Origin of the sequence: Nonomuraea sp. NPDC049504 (assembly GCF_040676845.1) — a bacterium.
GTDB lineage: Bacteria > Actinomycetota > Actinomycetes > Streptosporangiales > Streptosporangiaceae > Nonomuraea > Nonomuraea salmonea.
This window is the reverse complement of sequence record NZ_JBFAPT010000024.1, coordinates 134,317-155,943: the sequence shown is the minus strand read 5'-3', so window position 1 is coordinate 155,943 and position 21,627 is coordinate 134,317. Positions and strand designations below refer to the sequence as shown.

At 72.1% G+C, this 21,627-nt stretch carries 24 protein-coding genes; 13 read left to right on the top strand and 11 right to left on the bottom strand.

Features of this window, described 5'->3' with window-relative positions; genetic code table 11:
- Nucleotides 1-19 precede the first annotated feature (19 nt).
- Nucleotides 20-1,135, bottom strand: a complete 1,116-nt coding sequence (locus AB0K28_RS37555; protein WP_364379450.1) for a hypothetical protein — start codon at nt 1,133-1,135, stop codon at nt 20-22.
- 119 nt (nt 1,136-1,254) lie between these two features.
- Here AB0K28_RS37555 and AB0K28_RS37550 point away from each other — a divergent pair, with 119 nt between their 5' ends.
- A complete protein-coding gene (locus tag AB0K28_RS37550; RefSeq protein ID WP_364379447.1) occupies nt 1,255-1,773 on the top strand; it encodes a hypothetical protein in 519 nt (172 codons plus the stop codon).
- Nucleotides 1,774-1,891: 118 nt separating this feature from the next.
- Here AB0K28_RS37550 and AB0K28_RS37545 read toward each other — a convergent pair whose 3' ends face one another.
- Nucleotides 1,892-2,611 carry an SDR family oxidoreductase gene (locus AB0K28_RS37545; protein WP_364379444.1) on the bottom strand — a complete coding sequence of 240 codons (720 nt, stop codon included), beginning with the start codon at nt 2,609-2,611 and terminating at the stop codon, nt 1,892-1,894.
- 85 nt (nt 2,612-2,696) lie between these two features.
- Between AB0K28_RS37545 and AB0K28_RS37540 the strand changes: the two genes are divergently transcribed.
- Nucleotides 2,697-3,659 carry a YafY family protein gene (locus tag AB0K28_RS37540; protein ID WP_345407739.1) on the top strand — a complete coding sequence of 321 codons (963 nt, stop codon included), beginning with the start codon at nt 2,697-2,699 and terminating at the stop codon, nt 3,657-3,659.
- Nucleotides 3,660-3,745: 86 nt separating this feature from the next.
- On the opposite strand, the gene AB0K28_RS37535 is transcribed toward AB0K28_RS37540, so the two are convergent.
- Entirely contained in the window at nt 3,746-4,243 is a 498-nt protein-coding gene (locus tag AB0K28_RS37535; protein WP_364379441.1) for a hypothetical protein, read from the bottom strand.
- Nucleotides 4,244-4,256: 13 nt separating this feature from the next.
- Nucleotides 4,257-5,165, bottom strand: coding sequence for a LysR family transcriptional regulator (locus tag AB0K28_RS37530; RefSeq protein ID WP_345409899.1), 909 nt, complete (start codon nt 5,163-5,165; stop codon nt 4,257-4,259).
- A 96-nt stretch (nt 5,166-5,261) separates the two neighbouring features.
- On the opposite strand from AB0K28_RS37530, the gene AB0K28_RS37525 reads away from it, so the two are divergent.
- The 6 genes from AB0K28_RS37525 to AB0K28_RS37500 are packed head-to-tail and all read left to right on the top strand — an operon-like array spanning nt 5,262 to nt 11,125.
- Complete coding sequence (locus AB0K28_RS37525; protein ID WP_364379438.1) at nt 5,262-6,209, top strand: fumarylacetoacetate hydrolase family protein; 948 nt, start codon at nt 5,262-5,264, stop codon at nt 6,207-6,209.
- Nucleotides 6,199-7,137: a cyclase family protein gene (locus tag AB0K28_RS37520; protein ID WP_364379435.1), complete on the top strand. Its 939-nt coding sequence runs from the start codon at nt 6,199-6,201 to the stop codon at nt 7,135-7,137. The genes AB0K28_RS37525 and AB0K28_RS37520 overlap by 11 nt, the downstream gene beginning before the upstream one ends.
- 7 nt (nt 7,138-7,144) lie before the next feature.
- Nucleotides 7,145-8,257 (top strand): FAD-dependent monooxygenase, encoded by a 1,113-nt coding sequence (locus AB0K28_RS37515; protein ID WP_364379432.1) that lies wholly within the window; start codon nt 7,145-7,147, stop codon nt 8,255-8,257.
- The gene (locus AB0K28_RS37510; RefSeq protein WP_364379428.1) at nt 8,254-9,255 is read left to right on the top strand and encodes an amidohydrolase family protein; all 1,002 of its coding nucleotides are present in this window, start codon (nt 8,254-8,256) and stop codon (nt 9,253-9,255) included. The genes AB0K28_RS37515 and AB0K28_RS37510 overlap by 4 nt, the downstream gene beginning before the upstream one ends.
- Nucleotides 9,252-10,184 (top strand): VOC family protein, encoded by a 933-nt coding sequence (locus AB0K28_RS37505; RefSeq protein ID WP_364379425.1) that lies wholly within the window; start codon nt 9,252-9,254, stop codon nt 10,182-10,184. The genes AB0K28_RS37510 and AB0K28_RS37505 overlap by 4 nt, the downstream gene beginning before the upstream one ends.
- A 2-nt stretch (nt 10,185-10,186) precedes the next feature.
- Nucleotides 10,187-11,125 carry a fumarylacetoacetate hydrolase family protein gene (locus AB0K28_RS37500; RefSeq protein WP_364379422.1) on the top strand — a complete coding sequence of 313 codons (939 nt, stop codon included), beginning with the start codon at nt 10,187-10,189 and terminating at the stop codon, nt 11,123-11,125.
- 22 nt (nt 11,126-11,147) lie between these two features.
- Here the strand turns inward: AB0K28_RS37500 and AB0K28_RS37495 are convergent, their stop codons facing one another.
- Nucleotides 11,148-11,909: a class I SAM-dependent methyltransferase gene (locus AB0K28_RS37495; protein WP_345407754.1), complete on the bottom strand. Its 762-nt coding sequence runs from the start codon at nt 11,907-11,909 to the stop codon at nt 11,148-11,150.
- Between the two features lie 274 nt (nt 11,910-12,183).
- Between AB0K28_RS37495 and AB0K28_RS37490 the strand changes: the two genes are divergently transcribed.
- Nucleotides 12,184-12,744, top strand: coding sequence for a hypothetical protein (locus tag AB0K28_RS37490; RefSeq protein ID WP_364379420.1), 561 nt, complete (start codon nt 12,184-12,186; stop codon nt 12,742-12,744).
- A gap of 6 nt (nt 12,745-12,750) precedes the next feature.
- Here the strand turns inward: AB0K28_RS37490 and AB0K28_RS37485 are convergent, their stop codons facing one another.
- A complete protein-coding gene (locus AB0K28_RS37485) occupies nt 12,751-13,158 on the bottom strand; it encodes a hypothetical protein (RefSeq protein ID WP_345407758.1) in 408 nt (135 codons plus the stop codon).
- On the bottom strand, nt 13,155-14,099 hold the full coding sequence (locus AB0K28_RS37480; protein ID WP_364379417.1) for an alpha/beta hydrolase: 945 nt from the start codon (nt 14,097-14,099) through the stop codon (nt 13,155-13,157). Before AB0K28_RS37480 ends, AB0K28_RS37485 begins: the two co-directional genes overlap by 4 nt.
- A gap of 124 nt (nt 14,100-14,223) precedes the next feature.
- On the opposite strand from AB0K28_RS37480, the gene AB0K28_RS37475 reads away from it, so the two are divergent.
- The 4 genes from AB0K28_RS37475 (at nt 14,224) to AB0K28_RS37460 (ending at nt 17,983) form a co-directional block, all read left to right on the top strand.
- Nucleotides 14,224-14,880 carry a hemerythrin domain-containing protein gene (locus AB0K28_RS37475; RefSeq protein ID WP_364379414.1) on the top strand — a complete coding sequence of 219 codons (657 nt, stop codon included), beginning with the start codon at nt 14,224-14,226 and terminating at the stop codon, nt 14,878-14,880.
- A 32-nt stretch (nt 14,881-14,912) separates the two neighbouring features.
- Entirely contained in the window at nt 14,913-15,851 is a 939-nt protein-coding gene (locus AB0K28_RS37470; protein WP_364379411.1) for a class I SAM-dependent methyltransferase, read from the top strand.
- A gap of 103 nt (nt 15,852-15,954) precedes the next feature.
- Complete coding sequence (locus AB0K28_RS37465; protein ID WP_364379408.1) at nt 15,955-17,142, top strand: tetratricopeptide repeat protein; 1,188 nt, start codon at nt 15,955-15,957, stop codon at nt 17,140-17,142.
- Between the two features lie 31 nt (nt 17,143-17,173).
- Nucleotides 17,174-17,983: a hypothetical protein gene (locus AB0K28_RS37460; protein ID WP_364379405.1), complete on the top strand. Its 810-nt coding sequence runs from the start codon at nt 17,174-17,176 to the stop codon at nt 17,981-17,983.
- A 312-nt stretch (nt 17,984-18,295) separates the two neighbouring features.
- Here the strand turns inward: AB0K28_RS37460 and AB0K28_RS37455 are convergent, their stop codons facing one another.
- The 4 genes from AB0K28_RS37455 to AB0K28_RS37440 form a co-directional block, all read right to left on the bottom strand.
- Nucleotides 18,296-18,511 (bottom strand): hypothetical protein, encoded by a 216-nt coding sequence (locus AB0K28_RS37455; RefSeq protein ID WP_364379402.1) that lies wholly within the window; start codon nt 18,509-18,511, stop codon nt 18,296-18,298.
- Nucleotides 18,512-18,602: 91 nt separating this feature from the next.
- A complete protein-coding gene (locus AB0K28_RS37450; protein WP_364379399.1) occupies nt 18,603-19,229 on the bottom strand; it encodes a chorismate mutase in 627 nt (208 codons plus the stop codon).
- Between the two features lie 34 nt (nt 19,230-19,263).
- Nucleotides 19,264-20,628, bottom strand: coding sequence for an FAD-binding oxidoreductase (locus AB0K28_RS37445; RefSeq protein ID WP_364379396.1), 1,365 nt, complete (start codon nt 20,626-20,628; stop codon nt 19,264-19,266).
- 95 nt (nt 20,629-20,723) lie between these two features.
- Nucleotides 20,724-21,506 (bottom strand): alpha/beta hydrolase, encoded by a 783-nt coding sequence (locus AB0K28_RS37440; protein WP_364379393.1) that lies wholly within the window; start codon nt 21,504-21,506, stop codon nt 20,724-20,726.
- Nucleotides 21,507-21,627: the final 121 nt, after the last annotated feature.

The following is a 21,627-nucleotide window of genomic DNA, read 5'->3' as shown; positions in this document are numbered from 1 at the left end:
GGGTCAGGGCGAGAGCAATTCAAGCTCGGGAGTTCTCCGGGGTGAGCCCGAGGTGGGCGAGCACGCCGGCCACCACGTCCGGCACCGGACGGTCGTCGGTGTCGATGCGCACGTCTCCGGCACCCGCCTGATCGAGGCGGGCCGCCTCGGCCGCCGCGCGGGCGGCGGCTTCGTGCAGGGCGTGCTCGTCCAGCCCGCGCAGCTCGTCGCCGGGGATCGTCGGGCCGCCGCCCCTCCCGCGGTCCAGGACGCGTCCGCGCAGCGTGGCCGGGGAGGCGTGCAGCCGGCACACCGTAGGCTGCGCGCCTGGCAGCAGGCCGAGGTAGTCGCGGACGGTCTCGTCGGTGTCCGCCTCGCCGCAGACGATCAGGTACGTCGCCCCGGCCGCGCGGTAGCCGGCCCAGAGCGCGGCGAGGTTGCGGGCCTTGAGCCGGTGTCCGTCGCCGGAGGCGGGCCGCAGCATGGCGATCTGCTTCAGGTCGACGTACGCGGTGCGCGTGCCGGTCCGTACGACGTGGCGGAAGACCTCGTACGCGACCGTCGACTTCCCCACCGCCGTCGCCCCCGTGAACCAGAGCAGCGGCACCGGCGCCGGCTCCGCCCGCACGGGACGTCCTGGGCCGGGTGCGGTGGCCCCCGGCCAGCCCGTGCTTTTTCTGATCAGGCGGGCCGTCTCCGGGATCGTCAGGCCGGTGGTGTCGAGGGTCAGGTCGGCGTAGGACGTGCGGTCCTGGGCCGCGGCCTCGGCCTCGGCGTGCTCCACCAGGTCCGGCTGCCACCCGCGGCCCAGGAAGCGCCGGCGCAGCTCCTCCGCCGGGGCCCGCAGCCGGCACACCGTGAACGCGACGTCGGGCAGGACGGAGGGGTATTCGCGTACCTCGTCCGGTGTGTCCACGAAGCCGGCCAGCACCAGGCACTCCGCGCCCTCCGCCCGGAAGCCGTCCCAGAGGGCGGCCAGGTTGCGGGCGCGAAGGCGGTGGGTGTTCTCGCCCGGCTCGGGGTGGATGAGGCTGATCTGGTCGGCGTCCACGAACGCCGTCCTGACGCCCTCCCGGCCGAGTTGCGCGCAGATCTCCCACCCGGCCGACGACTTCCCGACGCCTGAAGGGCCCGACAACCAGAGCACAGCGTTCATCCGCGCGATGGTAACGGGACGTCCGTGACGGACACGAACGCTTTTCCTGCGGGTGAACCGCGTGCGGACGGGCGTGCGTACCTCGGGTGGGAGCTTCCCTGAATCGGAGGAACATCGCCATGACGCTCACACCGCGGCCGCCGTCCCCCGCACGTGCACGGAGGCGGGTGACGGGCCTGCTGGCCGTCTCGGCGGGTGCGGCCGTGCTGGGCGCGTGCCTGGTGTCCTGCGGGAACGCGCCGACTCCAACCGCCAAAGCGGCGGCCCCCGTCGCCGCGCACCACCAGGCGCACCATCAGGGGCACGTGGCCGGCGGCGGCACGCAGCCCTCCGCGACCGTGAAGCTGCCACGCCGGAGCATGAAGAAGCTCAAAGCCAGCGCCGGCTGCCCCAAGGCACGCCTGCAGATCGACGCCGACGAGCTGAAGCAGACGGCCTGCCAGACCAAGCGCGGCCGGTACACGATCGCCACCTTCGCCGCCGACAAGGGCAAGCGTGACTGGCTCGATTACGCCCAGGCTTATGGAGGGACGTACCTGGTGGGCGACCGCTGGACGGTCGTGGCCGAGCCCGCGCTGCTTGAGGGGCTGCGCAAGAAGGTGGGCGGCAAGATCGAAACCGGCGCCCGGCACCACTGACCAACCCGCCCGGGTCGCCGTAGGCCGACGGGCGTGCCGCATGCCCTGCGCGCAGGGCGTGCGGCGGGTCATGCCGAGGAAGCCTCTGCGATCGTCGCCGCAACCACGGAGCCGGCGGTCACACGAGGCCGCCGTCCGCCCGGAGGTTCTGGCCGGTGAGCCAGGCCGCGTCCGGGCTCAGCAGGAGCGCGACCACCGATGCGATGTCGGCGGGCGTGCCGATCCTGCCCAGGGCCGTCATGTGGGCGACCCCCGCCATCCCCTCCGGCGGCACGTCGGCCCTCAGCAGGTCGGTGTCGGTCGGGCCCGGCGAGACCGCGTTGACGGTGATGCCGCGCCGGCCCAGCTCGCGGGAGGCGACGCGGGTGAGCTGCTCGACGGCCGCCTTGCTCGCCGCGTACAGCGACTCGCCGGCGCTGGGCCAGGCGGTGCCGGTCGAGGAGATCGTGACGATGCGCCCGCCGTCGGCCATCCTGGCGGCCGCCGCACGTACGGCGAGAAAAGCCCCGCGCACGTTGACCGCCATCACCCGCTCGAACGCCTCCGGCGTGACGGCGTCCACGGGCGTGTGATCCATCACGCCCGCGTTGCTGACCAGCGCCGTGAGCGGCCCGCCGAACACGGTGCCCGCCTCCTCGAACAATCGCTCCACCTGGGCGGGGTCGGCCGCGTCCGCCCGCACGGCGACGGCCCGCCCGCCGCACGCCTGCTCCACCTGCCGCGCCGCCGCCTCGTCCGCGACGTAGCTGAACACGACGGTCGCGCCGTCGCCCGCGAGCCGCTCCACCACGGCCCGCCCGATCCCGCGCGACCCTCCGGTCACCACCGCATTCGTCATCGGAACTCCTTCATGTAAGAGGGAGCCCACACCATGGCAGCCCTTGCGGAAGCAGGGCTTCCGCGAGGTGCGAGAGAGTGCGGGCATGAGCACGAAGGACCCTGCGGCCCGCCTGCTGCGGCTGCTGTCGCTGCTGCAGTCCCGCACCGACTGGCCGGGCCCCGAGCTGGCCGAACGGCTCGGTGTCAGCACCCGGACGATCCGCTCCGACGTCGAACGGCTGCGCGCGCTCGGCTACCCGGTGTCGGCCGTGTCCGGTACGGCGGGCGGCTACCGGCTGGGGCCCGGAGCCCGGCTACCGCCGCTGCTGCTGGACGACGAGGAGGCGGTGGCGGTCGCCGTCGGGTTGCGTACGGCGGCGGTGCAGGCCGTGGGCGGCATCGAGGAGGCGTCGCTGCGCGCCCTGGCCAAGCTGGAGCAGGTGCTGCCCGCCCGGCTGCGGCCCCGGCTGGCGGCGCTCGCCGCGTACACGGTGCCGGTGCCGGGCGGCGCCCGCGCGGACGTGGACGCCGACGTGCTGGCGACGCTGGCCGCCGCGTGCCGGGACCGGCGGCGGGTGCGCTTCGACTACCGCGACCACGACGGGAACGTGAGCGTGCGGGACGCGGAGCCGTACCGGCTGGTCTCGACCGGGCGGCGCTGGTACCTGGTGGCATGGGATGTGGGGCGGGACGACTGGCGGACGTTCCGCATCGACCGGCTGACCCCGCGCGTGCCACTCGGCCCCGTCTTCTCCGGACGGGAGATGCCGCCGGGTGACGCCATCGACTTCGTCACCAAGGGCGTCGCCTCGACGCTGGGCCCCTGCCGTACGGTGGCCACCGTCCACGCGCCCGCCGCCGTCGTCGGCGAACGGGTGCCGCCGGTCGCTCGCGTCGAGCATCTCGACGACGAGCGCTGCCTGCTGCACATCGGCGCCGGCACCCCGTTGACGCTGGCCGTCTACCTGGCGGCACTGGGCCTGCCGTTCACCGTCACCGAGCCGCCGGAGCTGCTGGAAGCGCTGCATCAGGTGGCGACGACCTGCGCCGGCGCCTTTACAAAGTAGATCAGCATCCACGCTGCCCGACCCGCCGCGGATGTTCCTGTCGCCCACCGGCCAGGCCGTCATCGCCGCGGGAACCCACCTCATGCTCACCGCCGGCGGCCTTGCACGACCGCCCTCCTGAACGGCTGCGCGGACAGCACCAGCAGGGCGGCCCCCAGCAGGCACGACTCGTACAGTCCCCAGCCGCCGGAGAAGGACTCGAACCAGTCTGCGGTGAACATGGGCAAGCGGGAGCAGATGTCATCATCCCGGTAGTCGGCCGAGAGCGGCCTGGCGGCCGCGATCACCACCAGCGCCCAGGCCGCGCGGGACGCGGACGTCCGCCCGACGAGGGCGGCCAGCACGACCAGCACCGGCACGGCCCAGGTCGTCGCCACCTCGGCGAGCGTGGCGAGGGCGTCGCGCAACGGCGCGGACGGCGAGAAGGAGTGGGGCGGCTCGCGACAAGCCACGAACCCCTCGACATGACCGCCGTAGTGCAGTTTCCCGGAGAACACCTCCAGCGGGATCCTCCAGCACTCCCACGTGGGATAGGCAGCGGCGGCGAGGGCCGCGGTCCAGGCCAACGGCGCTGAGCGTGACACGTGAGCGGCTCCTTCACAGGGCGGGCAGGCTCGCGGCGACGCGGGTGGCGGTCGTGCGGAGCCAGGTGTGGGCGGCGTCGTGGGTGTGCACCGGATGCCACCACAGCGCCTCCCGCAGCGGCACCGCCTCGAACGGGAGGGCCGGCATGCGTACGGGCGCGACGTCGCGGAGCAGCTCGGCGAGCCGCCGCTGGACGAGCGCGACCCGGCGGGTGCCCGCCACCAGGCTCGGCAGCAGCTGGAAGTGCTGCACGGACACCTCCACGTGCGGCTCCAGCCCGAGCATGCTGAGCTGCCGGGTGACGGGCGCGTCGAAGGTGCGCTGGTAGACCACCCAGGGCAGGCGGGCGAGGTCGTCGAGGGTGATCCGGTCGCCGATCTCGGGATGGTCGTCGGCGACCAGGCAGACCCAGGCGTCCTCGTACAGCTCGACGGCGGGCAGTCCGCTGATCACGCCGTGCGGCATCATCGCGCCGTCCACGGCGCCGAGCACGGCCTCGGGGGCCTCCACGAAACCGGGCGGCACGTGCCGGAAGTGCAGCCGGAGGCCGGGCGCCTCGGCGTGCAGGGCACGCGCCAGGGCGGCGCCGAAGACGGCTATGGCGTAGTCGGAGGACAGCAGCGTGAAGTCGCGCTCCTCGTCTCCGGGACGGAAGTCGGCGCGGCTGGTGAACAGGCGGTCGAGCATGGCGTACGCGTTGGCGGCCGGGGCGCGCAGGGCGTTGCCGAGCGGGGTGAGCTCATAGCGATTGCCCTGGCGGACGAGCAGCTCGTCGGCGAAGTGGTGGCGCAGCCGGGCCAGGGCGGCGCTCATGGCGGGCTGGCTGAGCCCGACGCGCTGGCCGGCCCTGGTGACGTTGCGCTCCTCCAGGAGGGCGTGCAGCGCGACCAGGAGGTTGAGGTCGAGGCTGGCCAGGTTCATGTCATCCACCGCATGGATAGTGCGCATCCAGAGAATCGATTTCCCCTATCAGGGCGGGTGGCTCAAGGTTAAGGCACGAAATCCGGAGGAAACCTCGTGGAATCATCCCCCTCTCTCGCCGGGCCCTTCGCGCTCGGCACGTTCGCCGCCGACGGACCTGCCTTCCCCGGCCTGGTCGCCGGTGATCGGGTCCTCGACCTGAGCGGCCTCGCGCCGGACACCCGGGCCCTGCTGGAGCGCTGGGACGACGTGCTGCCCCTGCTGCACGACGCCACGGGCGCGTGGCGGCCGCTGGACGGGCTGCGGGTGCTGCCGCCGGTCGAGCCGCGCCAGATCTTCCAGTCGGGCGCCAACTACCGCACCCACGTCGCCGAGCTGGCCGTGGCGCACGAACCCGCCGGCGGGCGGCCGGCCGAGCAGGTGCGGGCCGAGGTGGCGGCGATGATGGACCGGCGCGCGGCCGAGGACCTGCCGTACGTGTTCGCCGGGCTGCCGTCCTCGATCACCGGCCCGTACGACGACGTCGTCATCCCGTCCTGGTGCACCGAGCCGGACTGGGAGCTGGAGCTGGTCGCGGTGATCGGCCGCCCGGCCTTCCGGGTACCGGTGGAGTCGGCGCTTGGGCACGTGGCCGCGTACACGATCGCCAACGACGTCACCGCGCGGGAGGCGGTGTTCCGGCGGGACATGAAGGAGATCGGCACCGACTGGCTGCGGGCCAAGAACGCGCCGACGTTCACGCCGCTCGGGCCGTACCTGGTGCCGGCCGCGTTCGTCGCCGACCCCCAGGACCTGCGGGTGACGTTGCGGCTCAACGGCGCGACTATGCAGGACGAGTCCACCAAGGACATGATCTTCGACGTGGCGCGGCTGGTGTCGTACGTGTCGCAGACCGTCGAACTGCTCCCCGGTGACCTGCTGCTGACCGGCAGCCCGGCGGGCAACGGCCTGCACCACGGCCGGCTGCTGCGCGACGGCGACGTCATGGAGGGCACGATCAGCGGCCTCGGCACGCAGCGGAACAGGTGCCGCGATGAACGCTGAGCAGGCCGTGGCGCAGGCCGCCGCCGCGTACTCGAACTGGGGCCGCTGGGGCGAGGACGACGTGCTCGGCACCGTGAACTTCATCGACGAGGCCGCCCGCCGCCGCGCGGCGGCCCTGGTCAGGAGGGGCGCCGCCTTCTCTCTGGCGCAGCGCTTCGACGCCGACGGTCCGCAGAAGGGCTGGAAGCGGCGCACGAACCCGGTGCACACGATGACCTCGACCGGCCTGGACGCCGTGTACGGCGAGCCGGCCTTCCCGCACGGCATCGGCGGCGCGGACGACGTGATCTCCATGCCGCTGCAGTGCTCCACGCAGTGGGACGGGCTCGGCCACATCTTCGACCACGGCCGGGCGTGGAACGGCAGGCCCGCCGACAAGGTCGTCACCAGCGAGGGCGACCTGGTCACCGGCATCGAGCACCTGGCCGCCCCGGTCGCGGGGCGCGGCGTGCTGCTGGACGTGGCCGCCGTGTACGGCGAGCTGCCGGACGGTTTCGCCATCACCGAGGAGCACCTGACCGCCACCGCGCGGGCGCACGGCGTCGAGGTGGGCCGCGGCGACCTGGTGTGCGTGCGCACCGGGCAGCTGGCCAGGGCCAAACGGGACGGCTGGGGCGACTACGCGGGCGGCCCCGCGCCGGGCCTGTCGTTCTGGACGGCGGGCTGGCTGCACCGTACGGAGATCGCCGCCGTCGCCACCGACACGTGGGGCTTCGAGGTGCGGCCCAACGAGTTCGAGAACGCGTTCCAGCCCCTGCACCAGGTCGTCATCCCGCACCTCGGCCTGCTCGTCGGCGAGATGTGGGACTTCGACGCGCTGGCCGCCGACTGCGCGGCGGACGGCGTCTACGAGTTCCTCCTCACCGCCGCGCCGCTGCCGATCACCGGCGCGGTCGGCTCCCCCGTCAACCCCCTCGCGCTCAAGTGAGGCCCCCATGGCAGCAGTAGACAGCGTCCTCATCGTCGGCGCCGGCACCGCCGGCTCCGCCCTGGCGATCCTGCTCGCCCGCGCCGGCGTCGCCGTAGACGTCGTCGAGATCGAGCCGGGACCCGCCACGCACGGCTCCGGCATCACCCTCCAGGGCAACGCGCTGCGCGTGCTGCGCGACCTCGGCGTCTGGGAGCGGGCGAGCGCGGCCGGCTTCGCCTTCACTTCCGTCGGGCTGCGCGCCCCCGACGGCACGCTGCTCGCCGAGCCGCCCGAGACCCGCACCGGCGGCTCCGACCTGCCCGCCACGCTCGGCATGAACCGGCCCGAGCTGGCCGCCATCCTCGCCGCCGCCGTCCGCGAGGCCGGGGCCCGCGTCCGGTACGGCACGACCGTCACCGGCGTCGCCGAAAGCGGCGAGGCACACCTGTCGGACGGCACCACCGGCCGCTACGACCTGATCGTGGGCGCCGACGGCATCCGCTCGGCCGTACGCGGCATGCTCGGCATCGACGTCGCGCCCGAGCCGACCGGCATGGGCATCTGGCGGCTGCACACCCGCCGCCCCAAGGAGGTCGAGCGCACCGACCTGATCTACGGCGGCCCCTGCTTCATCGCCGGCTACTGCCCGACCGGCCCCGACACCATGTACGCCTACCTCGTCGAGCAGGCTCGTCCCCGCGAGGCCGTGGGCGACAAGTGCGCCCACATGCGGGCGCTGGCCGAAGGCTATGGCGGCGTCTGGGCCGAGATCCGCGCCGGCATCACCGACCCGGCTCGCATCAACTACACGTGGTTCGAGTCGCTGCTGGTCGAGCGGCCGTGGAACCGCGGCAGGGTCGTGCTCGTCGGGGACGCCGCGCACGCCTGCCCGCCCACCCTCGCCCAGGGCGCCGCCCTGTGCCTGGAGGACGCCGCCGTGCTCGCCGAGCTGCTGCTCGCCGCCGACCGGCTGGACCAGGAGCTGTTCGACGCGTTCATGGACCGCCGGTACGCGCGGGTCCAGGCCGTGGTGGAGGCGTCGTTGCAGCTGGCGCGCTGGCAGCTCGACGGCGTGCGCGACGCCGACGTACCGGGGCTGATGGGGCGGATCTCGGCGATCGTGAGCGAGCACCCATGACCGGCCGCCCGCTCACCGTGGACGTGCACGCGCACGTCCTGCTGCCCGAGATCGACCGGGCCGTGGCCGGGCTGCCCGGCCACGAGCGGCAGCGCGAGCTGGACGCCCGCCGCAACGGCCCGGCCGCGCTGGAGGTCAGCGGCCCGATGGTCGCGGCCAGGATCCCCCTGCTCACCGACGTGGACGCCCGGCTGGCCGCCATGGACGCGGCCGGCGTGGACGTGCAGATCGTCAGCCCGTCGCCCTCCCACTACCACTACTGGACCGGCGAGGAGACGGCCGCCGAGGTGTGCCGGCTGGCCGCCGACGGGGTCGCCGCGCACGTCGCGCGGGCCCCCGAGCGGCTGCACGGCCTGGGCCTGGTGCCGCTGCACCACCCCGGCCTGCTGGTCGAGGCCCTTGACCAGGCGCTCGCCAGGGGCCTGAAGGGCGTGGAGATCTCCTCGCACGCGCCCGGTCGCGAGCTGTCCGACCCCGCGTACGAGCCGTTCTGGGCCCGCGCCGCCGAGACCGGCGCGGTGGTGTTCCTGCACCCGTTCGGCTGCACGCTGGACGAGCGGCTGGACCGCTGGTACCTGTCGAACATCGTCGGCCAGCCGGTGGAGAACGCCGTCGCGCTGTCCCACCTGATCTTCTCCGGCGTGCTCGACCGGCATCCTGGGCTGAAGCTGCTGGCCGCGCACGGAGGCGGCTACCTGCCGTACTACCTGGGCCGTTCCGACCACGGCCACCGGGTGCGGCCCGACGCCCGCGGCTGCGCCCGGCCGCCCAGCAGCTACCTGCGCGACCTGCACTTCGACTCGCTCACCCACGACCCGGCCGCGCTGCGCGAGCTGGTCAGGGTGGCCGGGCCCGAGCGGGTGCTGCTCGGCTCCGACTTCCCCTTCGACATGGGCGATCCCGACCCGCTCGCGGCCCTGCGCGCGGCCGGGCTCGCGGACACCCCCGTCCGTGGCGGCAACGCCGTCCGGCTGTTCGACCTGAAGGACCCTTCATGAGACTCATCACGCACCTGCGGCACGTCGATCTGGCCGTGCCCGACTACGACAGGCAGCGCGACTTCTACGCCGGCGTCTGGGGCCTGACCGAGGTCGCGAACGACAGCGGCATCACCTTCCTGGCCGCCGAGGGCTCGCCCGAGCAGTACATCGTCCGGCTGCGCAAGGCCGAGGAGAAGCGGCTCGACCTGATCTCCTTCGGCGCCGCCGCGCCGCAGGACGTGGACGCGCTGGCCGGGCGGCTGCGCGCCGCCGGCGTCCGGCTGATCTCCGAGCCCGGCAAGCTGGACACCCCCGGCGGTGGCTACGGCTTCCGCTTCTTCGACCTCGACGGCCGCACGGTGGAGGTCTCCGCCGACGTCGCCGTCCGCGCCCACCGCAGGCTGGAGGCGAAGGAGGCGGTGCCCGTACGGCTCTCGCACGTCGTGCTCAACGCCCCCGACATCGACGCCACCCGCACCTGGTACGAGACCCACCTCGGCTTCGCCCTGTCCGACACCCTCGCCCATCCCCGCATGGGCCAGGTCATGCACTTCATGCGCTGCAACCCGCAGCACCACAGCATGGCCATCGCCCGCGGCCCGCACGCCAGCCTGCACCACATCAGCTTCGAGCTGCGCGGCCTCGACGAGTACATGTACGGCACCGGCAGGCTGCTGCGCGCCGGCGTCCGGATGCTCTGGGGGCCCGGCCGTCACCTGGCGGGCGACAACACGTTCTCCTACTTCCTGGACCCGCACGGCAACACCGTCGAATACACCACGGAGCTGGAGGAGCTCGACGAGGACGCCTGGCACCCGCACGTGTACGACTTCTCCCAGCCCGAGGTCAGCGACCAGTGGGGCACCGCCAACCCCATGAACGAGCTGATCGCCAAGGAGTCGTTCAACGACGTCGACCGCGGCGTGTTCGTCGCCCCGCCGGTGTGATCATGCGCCTGGCCACCTTCACCCACCAGGGCCTGCGCGGCTGCGGCGTCGTCTCGGGCGACGCCGTCCTGCCCTTCCCCGGCGGGACCGTCCTGCTCGACGTCATCCGCACCGGCGACCTCCCGGCCACCGGGGAGCCGCTGCCGCTGGCCGGCGTACGCCTGCTGCCGCCCGTCGAGCCCCCGTCGGTCCGCGACCACGTCACCTTCGAGGAGCACGTCGAGGGCGTGCGCAAGAGCGTGGACGGCCGCGGCGGCGTGCCGGACGCCTGGTACGACGCGCCCACCTTCTACTTCAGCAACCCGTACGCGCTGATCGGCGCGCACGACGACGTGCCCGTCCCGCCCGGCTGCCGGGCCTTCGACTTCGAGCTGGAGGTCGCCGCCGTCATCGGCAAGGAAGGCGCGGACCTCAGCCCCGAGCAGGCCCGCGACCACATCTACGGCTACACGATCTTCAACGACTGGTCGGCCCGCGACCTGCAGTCCCGCGAGATGCAGGTCGGCCTCGGCCCCTGCAAGGGCAAGGACACCGCCACCACGCTCGGCCCGTGGCTGGTCACGGCCGACGAACTGGAGCCGTACCGGGACGCCGACGGCTTCCTGCGCCTCACTCTGTCCGTCAGCGTCAACGGCGAGGAGGTCGGCCGTGACCTGCTGTCCAACATGGCCTGGACCTTCGAGGAGCTCGCCGCCTACGCCTCACGCGGCGCCCGGATCCGGCCCGGCGACGTGCTGGGCTCGGGCACCTGCGGCAACGGCGGCTGCCTGGCCGAGCTGTGGGGCCGCAACGGCCGCCAGGACCCGCCGCCGCTTCAGGTGGGGGACGTGGTGGAGATGACGGTCGAGGGCATCGGCACCATCCGCAACACCGTCGTGCCCGGGACGTCCCCGCTGCCCCTGCCCAAGGCCCGGATCCGTCCCCAGGAGAACCCGCGGTGATGTGCGGGGCCTGAGCCGGTGTCTAGCCGGCCTCGAGAACGAAGAACAGGAAGCAGAGGAATCTCGTGCGATCGGGCCCGATGTGGCCGAGCTCCTCCGGGAACAGCTCGCGGGCCTCCGGCGCGAACGGCGGCTCGCTGATGACGTCGATGCGGAAGCCCGCGGCGGCGAAGGCCTCGGTCATCGCGTGCAGCGGCCGGTCCCAGAACCTCATCCGGACGGTCTCCCCGCCCATGACCCATTCCTCGGTGCGGGTGCGGGTCTCGAAGTACGCGGGCTTCTCCCCGGCCATCTGCTGGAAGAGCGCGATGGAGAAAGGATGGTCCACCGAGACGAGCAGCCGGCCGCCGGGCTTCAGCACGCGTCGCAGCTCGGCCAGCGTCGGCCCCCAGTCCTCCAGGTAGTGCAGCACGAGGGACGCGGTGACGTCGTCGAACGTGTCGTCGGGGAACGGCAGCGGCCCGGCCAGATCCACCTCGTGCAGGTCCGCGTCGGGGCCCAGCCGCCGCCTGGCCATCTCCAGCATCCCCGCGCTCGCGTCGATGCCGGTCACGATCGCCCCTCTGCTCCGCAGCTCGGCGAACAGCGGCCCTGAGCCACAACCCGCGTCGAGAACGCGCCGCCCGGCCACGTCCCCGGCCAGCTCCAGCATGGCGGGGCGCTCGTAGTAGGCGTTCGCGAGGCTGGTCTCGTTCTCGGCCGAGTAGCCCTCGGCCATCTGGTCGTAGTCGTTGTACGAGGACGAAGACGTGGCCTCGGCGAACCTGTGCGGGATGGTAGGCATCGGGCCATTCTGCCCAAGATCCACACAGAACGCGGACATCTTCGCGACTGGGCAAGCGGAACACTGCTCCGTATATTGATGCGGAGCAGTGTTCCGCTTTTGTTGGAAGGTCTCCCCTTATGAACGACATCGCCCTCATCTCCGTCCGCCCGGTCGTGCTCCCGGCCCCCGCTGGGCCTCGCCCCCGACGACCCCCGTACGCCGCTGATCTGGCGCCGCTCGCACCGGCGATCTGACCGGCGTTCTCGACCAGCTGGAGGTCATTGAGGCCCAGGTGCCGGGGCTGGCCGGGCGCGTCGATCGCGAACGCGTCGCCGTCGCCGGGCATTCGTGGGGCGCCCGGACGGCGAGCACCCTCGCCGGTGCGCGGGTCGGCGACGGTGAGAGCCTGATCGGCACGCGGGTCGCGGCGGCCGTGCTGCTGCGCCTGCCCGGAAGCGGCGGTGACGACCTGAGCCCGCTGGCCGCCCAGCACTTCCCCTTCATGAACCCCGACTTCTCCGAGCTGAAGACGCCGAGCCTGGTCGTGGCGGGTGACCGCGACCAGTCGCCGCTGACGGTGCGCGGGCCGGACTGGTTCGCCGACGGCTACCGGCTCGGCCCGGGCGCGACCGATCTGCTGACGTTGTTCGGCGCGGAGCACGGGCTCGGCGGCACCCAGGGGGCGTTCGACACCCGTACCACCGATGAGAGCCCTGAGCGGGTCGCCCTCGTGCAGGAGGCCACCCTCGCCTACCTGCGGACCGCGCTCGGCCTCGACGACGACGCCTGGCCCGCCGTCCGCCGGGCGCTGGCGGCGGCCGGCGAACCGCTGGGCCGGATCGACACGAAGTGACCCGCGTCAGCCCGCGTCGGACGGCCGGGGCCACCAGCGGCGCACCGCGTCCACGGTGGTCTGCGGGCCGGTGTTGAAGCAGAGCACGGACGCCGGCGAGTGCGTCCGCGCGATGTTGATGAGCTTCTCGAAGAGCGGGGTCATCGCGGGTTCGAGGCGCACTCCCCCGCCGAACACGATGACGTCGTAGTGCTTGCCGCTTACGGCCTCGCGGAACTTCTCCTCCGCCCCCGCACCCCGGCCGAGGAGGCAGGTCTCGAAGGCGAGACCCATGTCCGCCAGCTCGGCCGCGGCCTTGGCGAGACCGGCCCTGACCTGCTCCGCGTCTACCGTGGGGAACGCCTCGCTCGGCGCGCCGGGGTCGCCGACGACCTGCGGATCGAGTCCCACGTTGAGTACGGTGCCGTTCGTCACAGTCCCTCCCAGAAAGTTCTGACCGGCGCGCTCCCCCTGACTCTCGACCTGAGGCGGTCGAGCTTGTCGCCGAGGGTTCCGACGCCGATCGAGATGTGCCCGTGTCCGCGCTCTATATGAGCACGGACGTTCAGGAGGTGCGCGGTCAGCCACTGACCGTGCGCGACGGGCACCATGCGGTCGAGCGTTCCGTGCCACAGCTCGACGGGGACGGTGGCGACGCCCAGGTCGAAGCCCCACGGCGTGGTCAGCGCCTGGAAGTCCTCCAGCCAGCCCTCCTCGCCCGGCGCGAGCGCGTGGTGCATGTGGGCCATGTTCTCCGCGCCGTAGGCGCCGGCCAGCTCGGCGGCGTCCACCTCGGGGAACAGGCTCGCCATGCCGGCGGCGAGGTTGGCGGCGTCGCCGTCGCGTACGGCCGCGGCCAGCTGCGCCACGACCGCGCGCTGCTTCTCCTCGTCGCGGGACGCGACCCCGAACAGCACCTGGTTCTGCAGTCCCATGCCGTCGGCGAACGCCAGCCCCTCCCCGTCGTGGGGTGCGAACGAGGCGATCAGCAGCACGCCCATCACCCGGGGCGCGTCCCCTGCGGCGGTGGCGAGCGCGTACGGGCCGCCCGTCGACCATCCCGCCACCAGGTACCGGCGGGCGCCCAGGTGGTCCATCAACTGGCGGCACTCCTCGGCGGCGCCGGCGACCGTACGGCCGGGCGCCGGGGTCGAGGCGCCGTAGCCGGGACGCGAGTACGTGACGACCCGGTACCCCTTGTCGATGGCCGAGTCGAAGACGGACCCCATGGGGACCGCGGAGCCGGGCATGCCGTGGTGGAAGAGGACGAGCGGTCCTCGTTCCGGCCCTCGTACCGTGTACTCCAGGATCCGGCCGTCCTGGAGAGGCAGCGTCTCCATCGCCCCGACGTGCTCACTTGCCGGTTCCGTTCTCATATCTTCCCCCTCGCAATACCGAACGTTCTCCCCCAGCCTGGCGCTCGCGCCTCCCTCTGTCAATACCGAACGTTCTATCTCCTGCTGTAGTCTGGGCGGCATCCCTATGCAATGGAGAGTGCTCATGAACGCGAATCGTGCCGACAGCCGCGAGATGATCGCCGTCCACGACATGTTCAGGCGCGAGTTCTCCGCCATGCCCGACCTGGCGGAGAACGTGCGGCCCGGTGACGGCGGCCACGCGGCGGTGGTCGCCGGCCATGTCGAGTTCGTGGCGGGGCTGCTGCACGCCCACCACGCCGCCGAGGACGCCCTGCTCTGGCCGAAGCTCCAGGACCGCGCTCCGGGCGACGTCGCCCCGCTGCTCGACACCATGCAGTCCCAGCACGACGAGATCGACCACCGCCTGGACGCCGTCGCCGCCGCGATAAAGCAGTGGCGCGCCACCCCGGACCAGCCGAGCCATGAGGCGGCCGTCCGCTCCTTGCGCGACCTCCTGCCGGTGCTGCGCGAGCACCTGGCGGCCGAGGAGTCGGCCATCCTCACCCTCATCGACGAGCACCTGACCGCCGAGGAGTGGGCCGAGGTCGGCCGCCACGGCCTCGCCGGCCTGCCACCGTCGAGCCACGCACTGCTGTTCGGCATGCTGCTGCACGACCTCGACCCGGAGCTTTACGAGCTGGTACGCGGCACCGTACCGCCCGAGATCTTCGACGTGGTCTCCGCCGTCGGCCCCCAGGAATACGCCGCCCACCGGGAGCGGTTGCTCGGACGGGCCTGACCACCTTCTGGGCCTGCGGCAGAAAGGCGCACATGTCCCTACGAACCTCGCCATCCGCCCCGGATCCGTCCGCCACTCTGGAGGCGGCGACCTGGGCGCTGGCAGCCCTGATCGCGACCCTTGACGAGGCCGCCACGAAACCCCTGGCCGAGGTCCTGGCCGCCGACCCGCAACGCACCGCCGTCCTGGAGGCGGCCGGGCTGGCGCAGCGGGACGGCGACACCTTGACCCTGCACCCGGCGTATCAGTACGCCGACGGCCCCAGCTACCGCAGCTCGGCGCAGGCCCGGCTCAGCTCGCTGCGCCAGGCGGTGGCGGCGGCCGCGGGCGAGTCGGGCACGGCCGGCTGGGCGGACCATGACGACGAGGTCCTGCGCAACCAGGGCCGCGCGTCGGCCGGCACCGGCCGCGCCCTCGCCACCAAGGTCGTCCCCGCCCTGCCCGGCCTCGCCGCACGGCTGGCCGAGCCGGGCAGCCGCATCCTCGACGTCGGCACCGGCATCGCCGCCCTGGCTCTGGCACTGGCGGAGGCGTTCCCCGAGGCGGAGGTCGTCGGCATCGACATCATGGAGCGGGTGCTGCGCCTGGCTCGCGAGGAGCTGGCCACCGCCGGCCCCGCCGCCGACCGCATCACCCTGCGCCACATGGACGTCGCGGCCGTATCGGACCAGGCCGTCTACGACCTGATCTGGCTCCCCGCCCCCTTCCTCTCCGAACCCACCCTCACACAGGCCCTCCCCCGCCTGATCGAGGCCCTGAAACCCGGCGCCTGGCTCGTGGTCGGCACCAACCCGGCTCCGGCTGACGGCCTGCGCCGTGCGGTGGCGGGCTGGCAGTCGGTACGCAACGGCGGCAACACGTACGACGCCGACCGCACCACCGAGGCTCTCACCACGTACGGGCTGAAGGATCAGCAACGCTTCCCCACGGTGCCGGGCGGCCCTGTCCTGGTAGCGGCGCGACGTACCTGATTTATCGCCCGAAATGACGATAAACCAGGACCCAATGGATTTCACTGGTCACTTTTTGGAATCAGCACTTGGCGAAGCAGGGCGCGTCACTCATAAATGAGACATGCAAGAAGCGGATGCCGCGAGCCCAGCCCTTCCCTCGGATTCAGCCGAAAGCCGGGAGCAGGACACCCGAAAAGCCTACGCGCAAGCCAGCAAACTGCGCCGTAAGGGATTTCCGCAGCAAGCGCTGACCGTCCTGGAGGCCATTCTCCACCGCGACCCGGACGACGCCGCCGCGCGCTACGCGCTCGTCGTGTGCCTGAACGACTTAGGGCGCGCCGCCGACGCCGTCCCTCACCTTCGCCGCATCCTGGCCGCCGTACCCGAGCACCACGAGGCGGCCTACCGTCTGGGCCGCATCCTCCAGGCGACGGGAGATCGTACCGGGGCCGCTGACGCCTACCGGCGTGTCCTGGAGATCGCCGAGTTCGCGGACGCGCGGGTGCGACTGCGCCAGTGCGAGGATCCGCCCTCGGGCCCTGCTGCCTCCGAAGAGCTGAGCCACACTTTCCCCTCAGGCGAGGACGTTCCACCGCCGCTGCGCGCCCGCGTGGACGCCCGCCAGGTCATCGACCGGGGCGAACTGAAGGACGCGCTCCGGCTCCAGGCCAGGCATCTCGCCCCGACCATGGTCGGCAAGGCCCTCCTGGCCACGGTGGCCGCAGTCCTGCTGGTGGGCGCGCTGGCCGGCGAGTTGCCCGGCGTTGCCGTCTTCGTCGTCGCCGGCGCCCTGTTCGGAACGCCTCGGGTCGCGGGGGCGGCAGCGCTGCTCGTCATGGTGGCCGGGGTGATCACCGGGTACGTGCGGTGGCCGGTGCGGCTCTGGAGCAACCTCGGGGACGCGCTGGCGTCGCTGCCGTCTTTCCCGGCGCTGCTCTTCCTTTGTGGAGCGACCCTCGCCCTGATCATCATGGTCATCGGAATCCCGGGCGCCCTCCTGAATTCCCGCATCAATGGGTCAGACGTCTACGAATACGGCGTCGAGATACGTAGAGGGCTTGTCCGGCGTACCGTCCAATTCATCTGGTACTACCAGATCGTTGAGGCGCCCAGTTACCTGCGCACCCTCGGCAGCTACTTCACGCACACCGCGTCGCTGGGAATCCGTTACAACGACAACGGCGCGTCGTCCGTCACCGAGATCGAAATGTCCGGCGTCGGAACTCCGGCGCTCGTCAAAAGAGTCGGCCGCTACCTGGAGTCCCGTATCCCCGCCGAACGCCTGCCCATCCGGGGGCCCTGGACCTGACCGCCCGCACGACCAGAAGGGAATGGCGACGATGGCTCAATCCTCTGACAAGCACCCGCCGACCGAACACCAGCCGACCGACCATCCTGACAAAATGCCCATGGGTCAGGAGCCCGCACCGCCCAACGCGGCACAAACCCTGATCGACCACCAAGCCGTCGAACGCTACTCCCCGCCCTTCGCCCAGACCGATCACTCGGCCCTCCACGCCCCACACAAGGCAGACCTGGCACCGCAGCACGAAGGAACCCGCCCGCAGGAGCACCACCACGCCACGCCCGCACCCGCGCCGCAAACACCCGCCGACGGCGGCACCTCCGAGCCGTCGGTCCCTTTCGACGCGGGTCCTCCCGAGCTGTGGCAGGCCAGAGCACACCCGGCACACACCGGGGCGGACGGCGGCCCTCCCACGAACGCGGCGCCCCCGGCAGGAACCGGCCAGAGCGGGTTGGATCAGATACAGTCGCAGATCGGCATCGACAACTCGCAGCCGTTCACGGTCCCAAGCGCGGAGCCGCCCGGAGCCCCGGGTTACGGCGAATCTCGCGCGGCCCCCGCGCACAAGCTCACACCGTCGGCCGAACACGATAGAGATGCGCAGCCGGCGGCGAACGACGCGTTCAATCTCAAGGCGCCTATGACGGGAACGCTGCCAGGCCTGGACTTCGGCGGCACCTACCAGCAGCCAGGCGACGGCCCATCGCACGGCCACCTGCCAGGCCTGGACTTCGGCGGGCAGAACCCCACCGATCCACCCAACCTGGACCTCGCCCCCGGCCCCGATCACCTCGGCACCTTCGACCATGCCGCGGACATGGGCCCGCCTCCGGCCATCGCCTGAGGCTGGAGAACGGCTTGTTCTATGTGGCTTCACACGCGCCTGTACGCGGCGCTCCCACGTATGGGACGAACATGCAGCCTGGAGTGCGGCTCCTCTGGGTATCCCCGTGCCTACCTGGCGGGCGGCTCAGCACTCTCAAGGACACGTTCTGGACGCTGGCCCGCCGATGTGGCGTGGAACCCGACGAGGCGTCCCTCGAAACAGTGTGCGCGGCCTGCGAATCGGCGTGCTGAGCAACTGCACTGTTGACCTGGCCGAAGAGACATCCGGACACCAGCTCAACATGTTCTCAGTTGCAGGTGAGGTGGACCGTCACGCGTCGCCGAGCGCGAAGGTGACGCCGATGTCGTTCGCGATGCCGTTGTTCCAGACATAGACGCGCGCGGCGAGAAGGGCCAGCATCTCAGGAACGCTGACTTCGAGACCGTCCGCGGCGTGGGCGAGGTTGGTCGCCTCTTCTTCCGAGAGGTTGACGGTCAGCCGCGGGAGAGGAACTACCGAGCGGGGTCGGTTGGTCTGGTCGCTCATAGCCGGCCCTTCACGGAGGGACGCGAGCCCGTGCCACGGGGTGGGCACGTGTTCCCCGCGCTGCCACCCCTGCGGCGACGACCTTGTCCGGTCAGTTGCAGACCGAGGCGGTTGCGGTTCTGAGGGCCTGGCGGTGGAGGGTGTCCAAGTGTTCCCTTTTTGCGCCTGATGCGGTGGCCAGCGTCAGTTGGGTCGCGCAGGCCACCGGCTTCTTCCTGATGTGCTCCGTGGACTTCAGGCTGTCCAGGAGTTCCGTGGTGAGGCGGTCGAGGCGCCGGCGGATCTCCGCCAGGTCGGGGCGGGTGGTCGGGGCCTCTTCCGGGTGGGCGGTCCAGCGGGCGAAGAGGCCCTTCTGGACGACCTTGCTGGCGGTGATCTGGTCGCGGAAGAACGCCACCGCGGCGTCCCCGTCCACCCCCAGGTCCTCGGCCTGCCGGCGTACCTGGTCAAGGACCTGCTGCTCGCGGACCGGGTCCTCGATGGGCGAGTCGGTGCCGAACTTGGAGGCGGCCACGTCGTCGCTCACCAGGAGCCGTTCGATGACGAGGTCCGTCAACGGGCCGAGCTTGCCCAGCGACGACGACGGTGGCGCCGCGACCACGCCGCCCACGGCGGCCGGGGCCGCCGATGCCATCGCCTCGGGCACGGACAGGGCCGTCGTGGCTCCGAACATTCCGGCGATCACCGCGAAGCGGGTCATCCTCGTACGCAGGTTCATGCATCTACCTTTATCTCGTTAGGGAAGAGGGGGTTCAGGACGGGTCCGGCAGCGGGATCGCGCGGAAGATCCGGTCCGGGTCGTAGCGGTGTTTCACCTTCAGGAGCCGTTCGGCGTTCGGGCCGTAGGCGTGGGCGATCTGGGCTGATTCGTCGTCCCCGAGGAGGTTGGGGTAGCCGCCGGGCAGCGCGTCCGGTTCGAGGGCGCGGGCCACGTCGGCGGCCCAGGCGCGGTGGCCGGCCGCCTGCGCGTCGCCGGACTGCCAGAGGGCGATGATCTCGATCATCAGGTGCGGGTCGCGGTTGCCGAACGCCGTCTCCGTGACCGGTACGCGGGCCGCGGCCCCGTGCAGGTGGTGCACCGAGACCGCCGAGTAGGGCGAGGTCAGGGTGGAGCCGGCGACGCTCAGCACCTCGCGTACGCCCGGCGAAAGGGACGGCACGGAACGCGGACGGATCTCGACGTGCCGGCCGAAGGGGAACTGCGCGTCGATGCCCGCGAGCAGCTCGGGCATGGTGGCGGGGCCGATCTGGGAGAGGAGGGGCGTGCCGAGGCCGCCGAGCCGGGCCAGCGCTCGCTCCCCCGCCGCCGTGTCGTCGCCGCTCCAGGTCGGCGAGAGGAACACGACCGGCTTGCCGTCCGGGCCCGCCAGGACGCCGGACTGCACGGTCAGCTCGTCCGGGCTCCCGGTCAGGACGTCCTGCAGTCCGGCCAGTACGGCCCCGGCCTGTTCCCACGCGAACAGCACCATGCCGGACAACAAGGTCGGCACGGCGTGCAGCCGTACGCGCATCGAGGTGACGACGCCGAAGTTGCCCCCGCCGCCGCGCAGTGCCCAGAACAGGTCCGGCTCGCGTTCGGCGTCGGCGGTGACGAGGGAGCCGTCGGCGAGCACGACGTCCGCGGCGAGCAGGTTGTCCAGGGCGAGCCCGAACCGGCCGCTCAGCGGCCCGTAGCCGCCGCCGAGCGTCAGGCCCGCCATGCCCACGGACCCGGCGGAGCCGGTCGCGGCGGTCAGGCCGAACGGCTGCGCGGCGCGTACGACGTCGGCGGCCGTCGCCCCACCCGCGACCTCGGCGACCTTCGCCTCAGGGTCCACGGTCACCTGCCGCATACCGGACAGATCGATGGTGAGGCCGCCGTCGCTGAGCGATCGTCCCGCCCAGTCGTGGCCGCCGCCGCGCACCGACAGCGGCACCCCGGCCTCGCGCGCGGCCCGTACGGCGGTCTGGACGTCGGTGTGATCGCCGCACCGGACGATGACGCCGGGCCGGGCTAGGACGGCGCCGTTCCAGATGGCGCGGCCGGCGTCGTAGTCCGGCCCTGTGGTGATGACGCGGTCGGCGTGGATGGTCCGCCGCAGGGTGTCGGCCAGGCGGCCGATCTGGTGCTGGGTCATGGGTTGAGACCTCACTCGGGAGGAGCGTGCGGATCGGCTGGTCCGCCGCCGGCCGGAGGGTCCGTACCGGCCGGCGGGGAACATGAGGCCCATGCTCAGCGGGCGCTGCGGGCGGCCTTCTCGATCAGGTTCGTGACCGCGTCGGGGCGGCTGACCATCACGGCGTGGGAGGCGTTGACCTCCTCGACGCGCGCACCGGCCCGCTTCGACATGAAGCGCTGCAGGTCGGGCGCGATCGCCTTGTCCTGCCGGGTGATGAGGCTCCAGGACGGAATGGTCCGGTACGCCTCCTTCTCGCCGGCGTCGGTGACCGCCTTGGTGTTGGCGGGACGCTGGACGGTCGCGAGGGTGGCGGCCGTGGCCTTGTCGACGTCGCCGGCGAACGACTCACGGAAGTGGGCCGGGTCGATGGACACCTCGGCGCCGTCCGGGACGGTGGTCGTGACCAGCGGGATGGCCGGGGAGGACTTGGCGGCCAGGTCGCCGACGGTCTCGCCCTTGGCGGGGATGAAACCGGCGATGTACACCAGGGCCTTGACGTCGGGGTCGGAGACGGCGGAGTTGGTGATCACGGCGCCGCCGTACGAGTGGCCGACCAGCACCAGGGGGCCGTCGATCGAGGCCAGGTAGCTGGAGACGTAGGCGCTGTCACTGGTGAGGCCCTGCAGCGGGTTGGCGAGGGCGCGCACCGGATAACCGTCCTTGCGCAGCCGCTCCACCACCGACGACCAGCTCGACGACTCGGCCCACGCTCCATGCACCAGGACGATGGTCGGCTTCGCGCCGGTGGACTTCGCACTGTCCGCCATCGCCACGCCGGGCGCGGTGGCACCGATCAAGGCGAGGGCGCCGACGGCGAGTGCGGCACGGCGAAGCATACGGGTTCCCATGATGTGGCCTTTCAGGTCAGAACGACTTACGACGTTCCCCCAGACAAGGGAGAACGTTCGGTCTCATCATGGCACACCTGGCACACCAGTCAAGACCGAACGTTCTCCC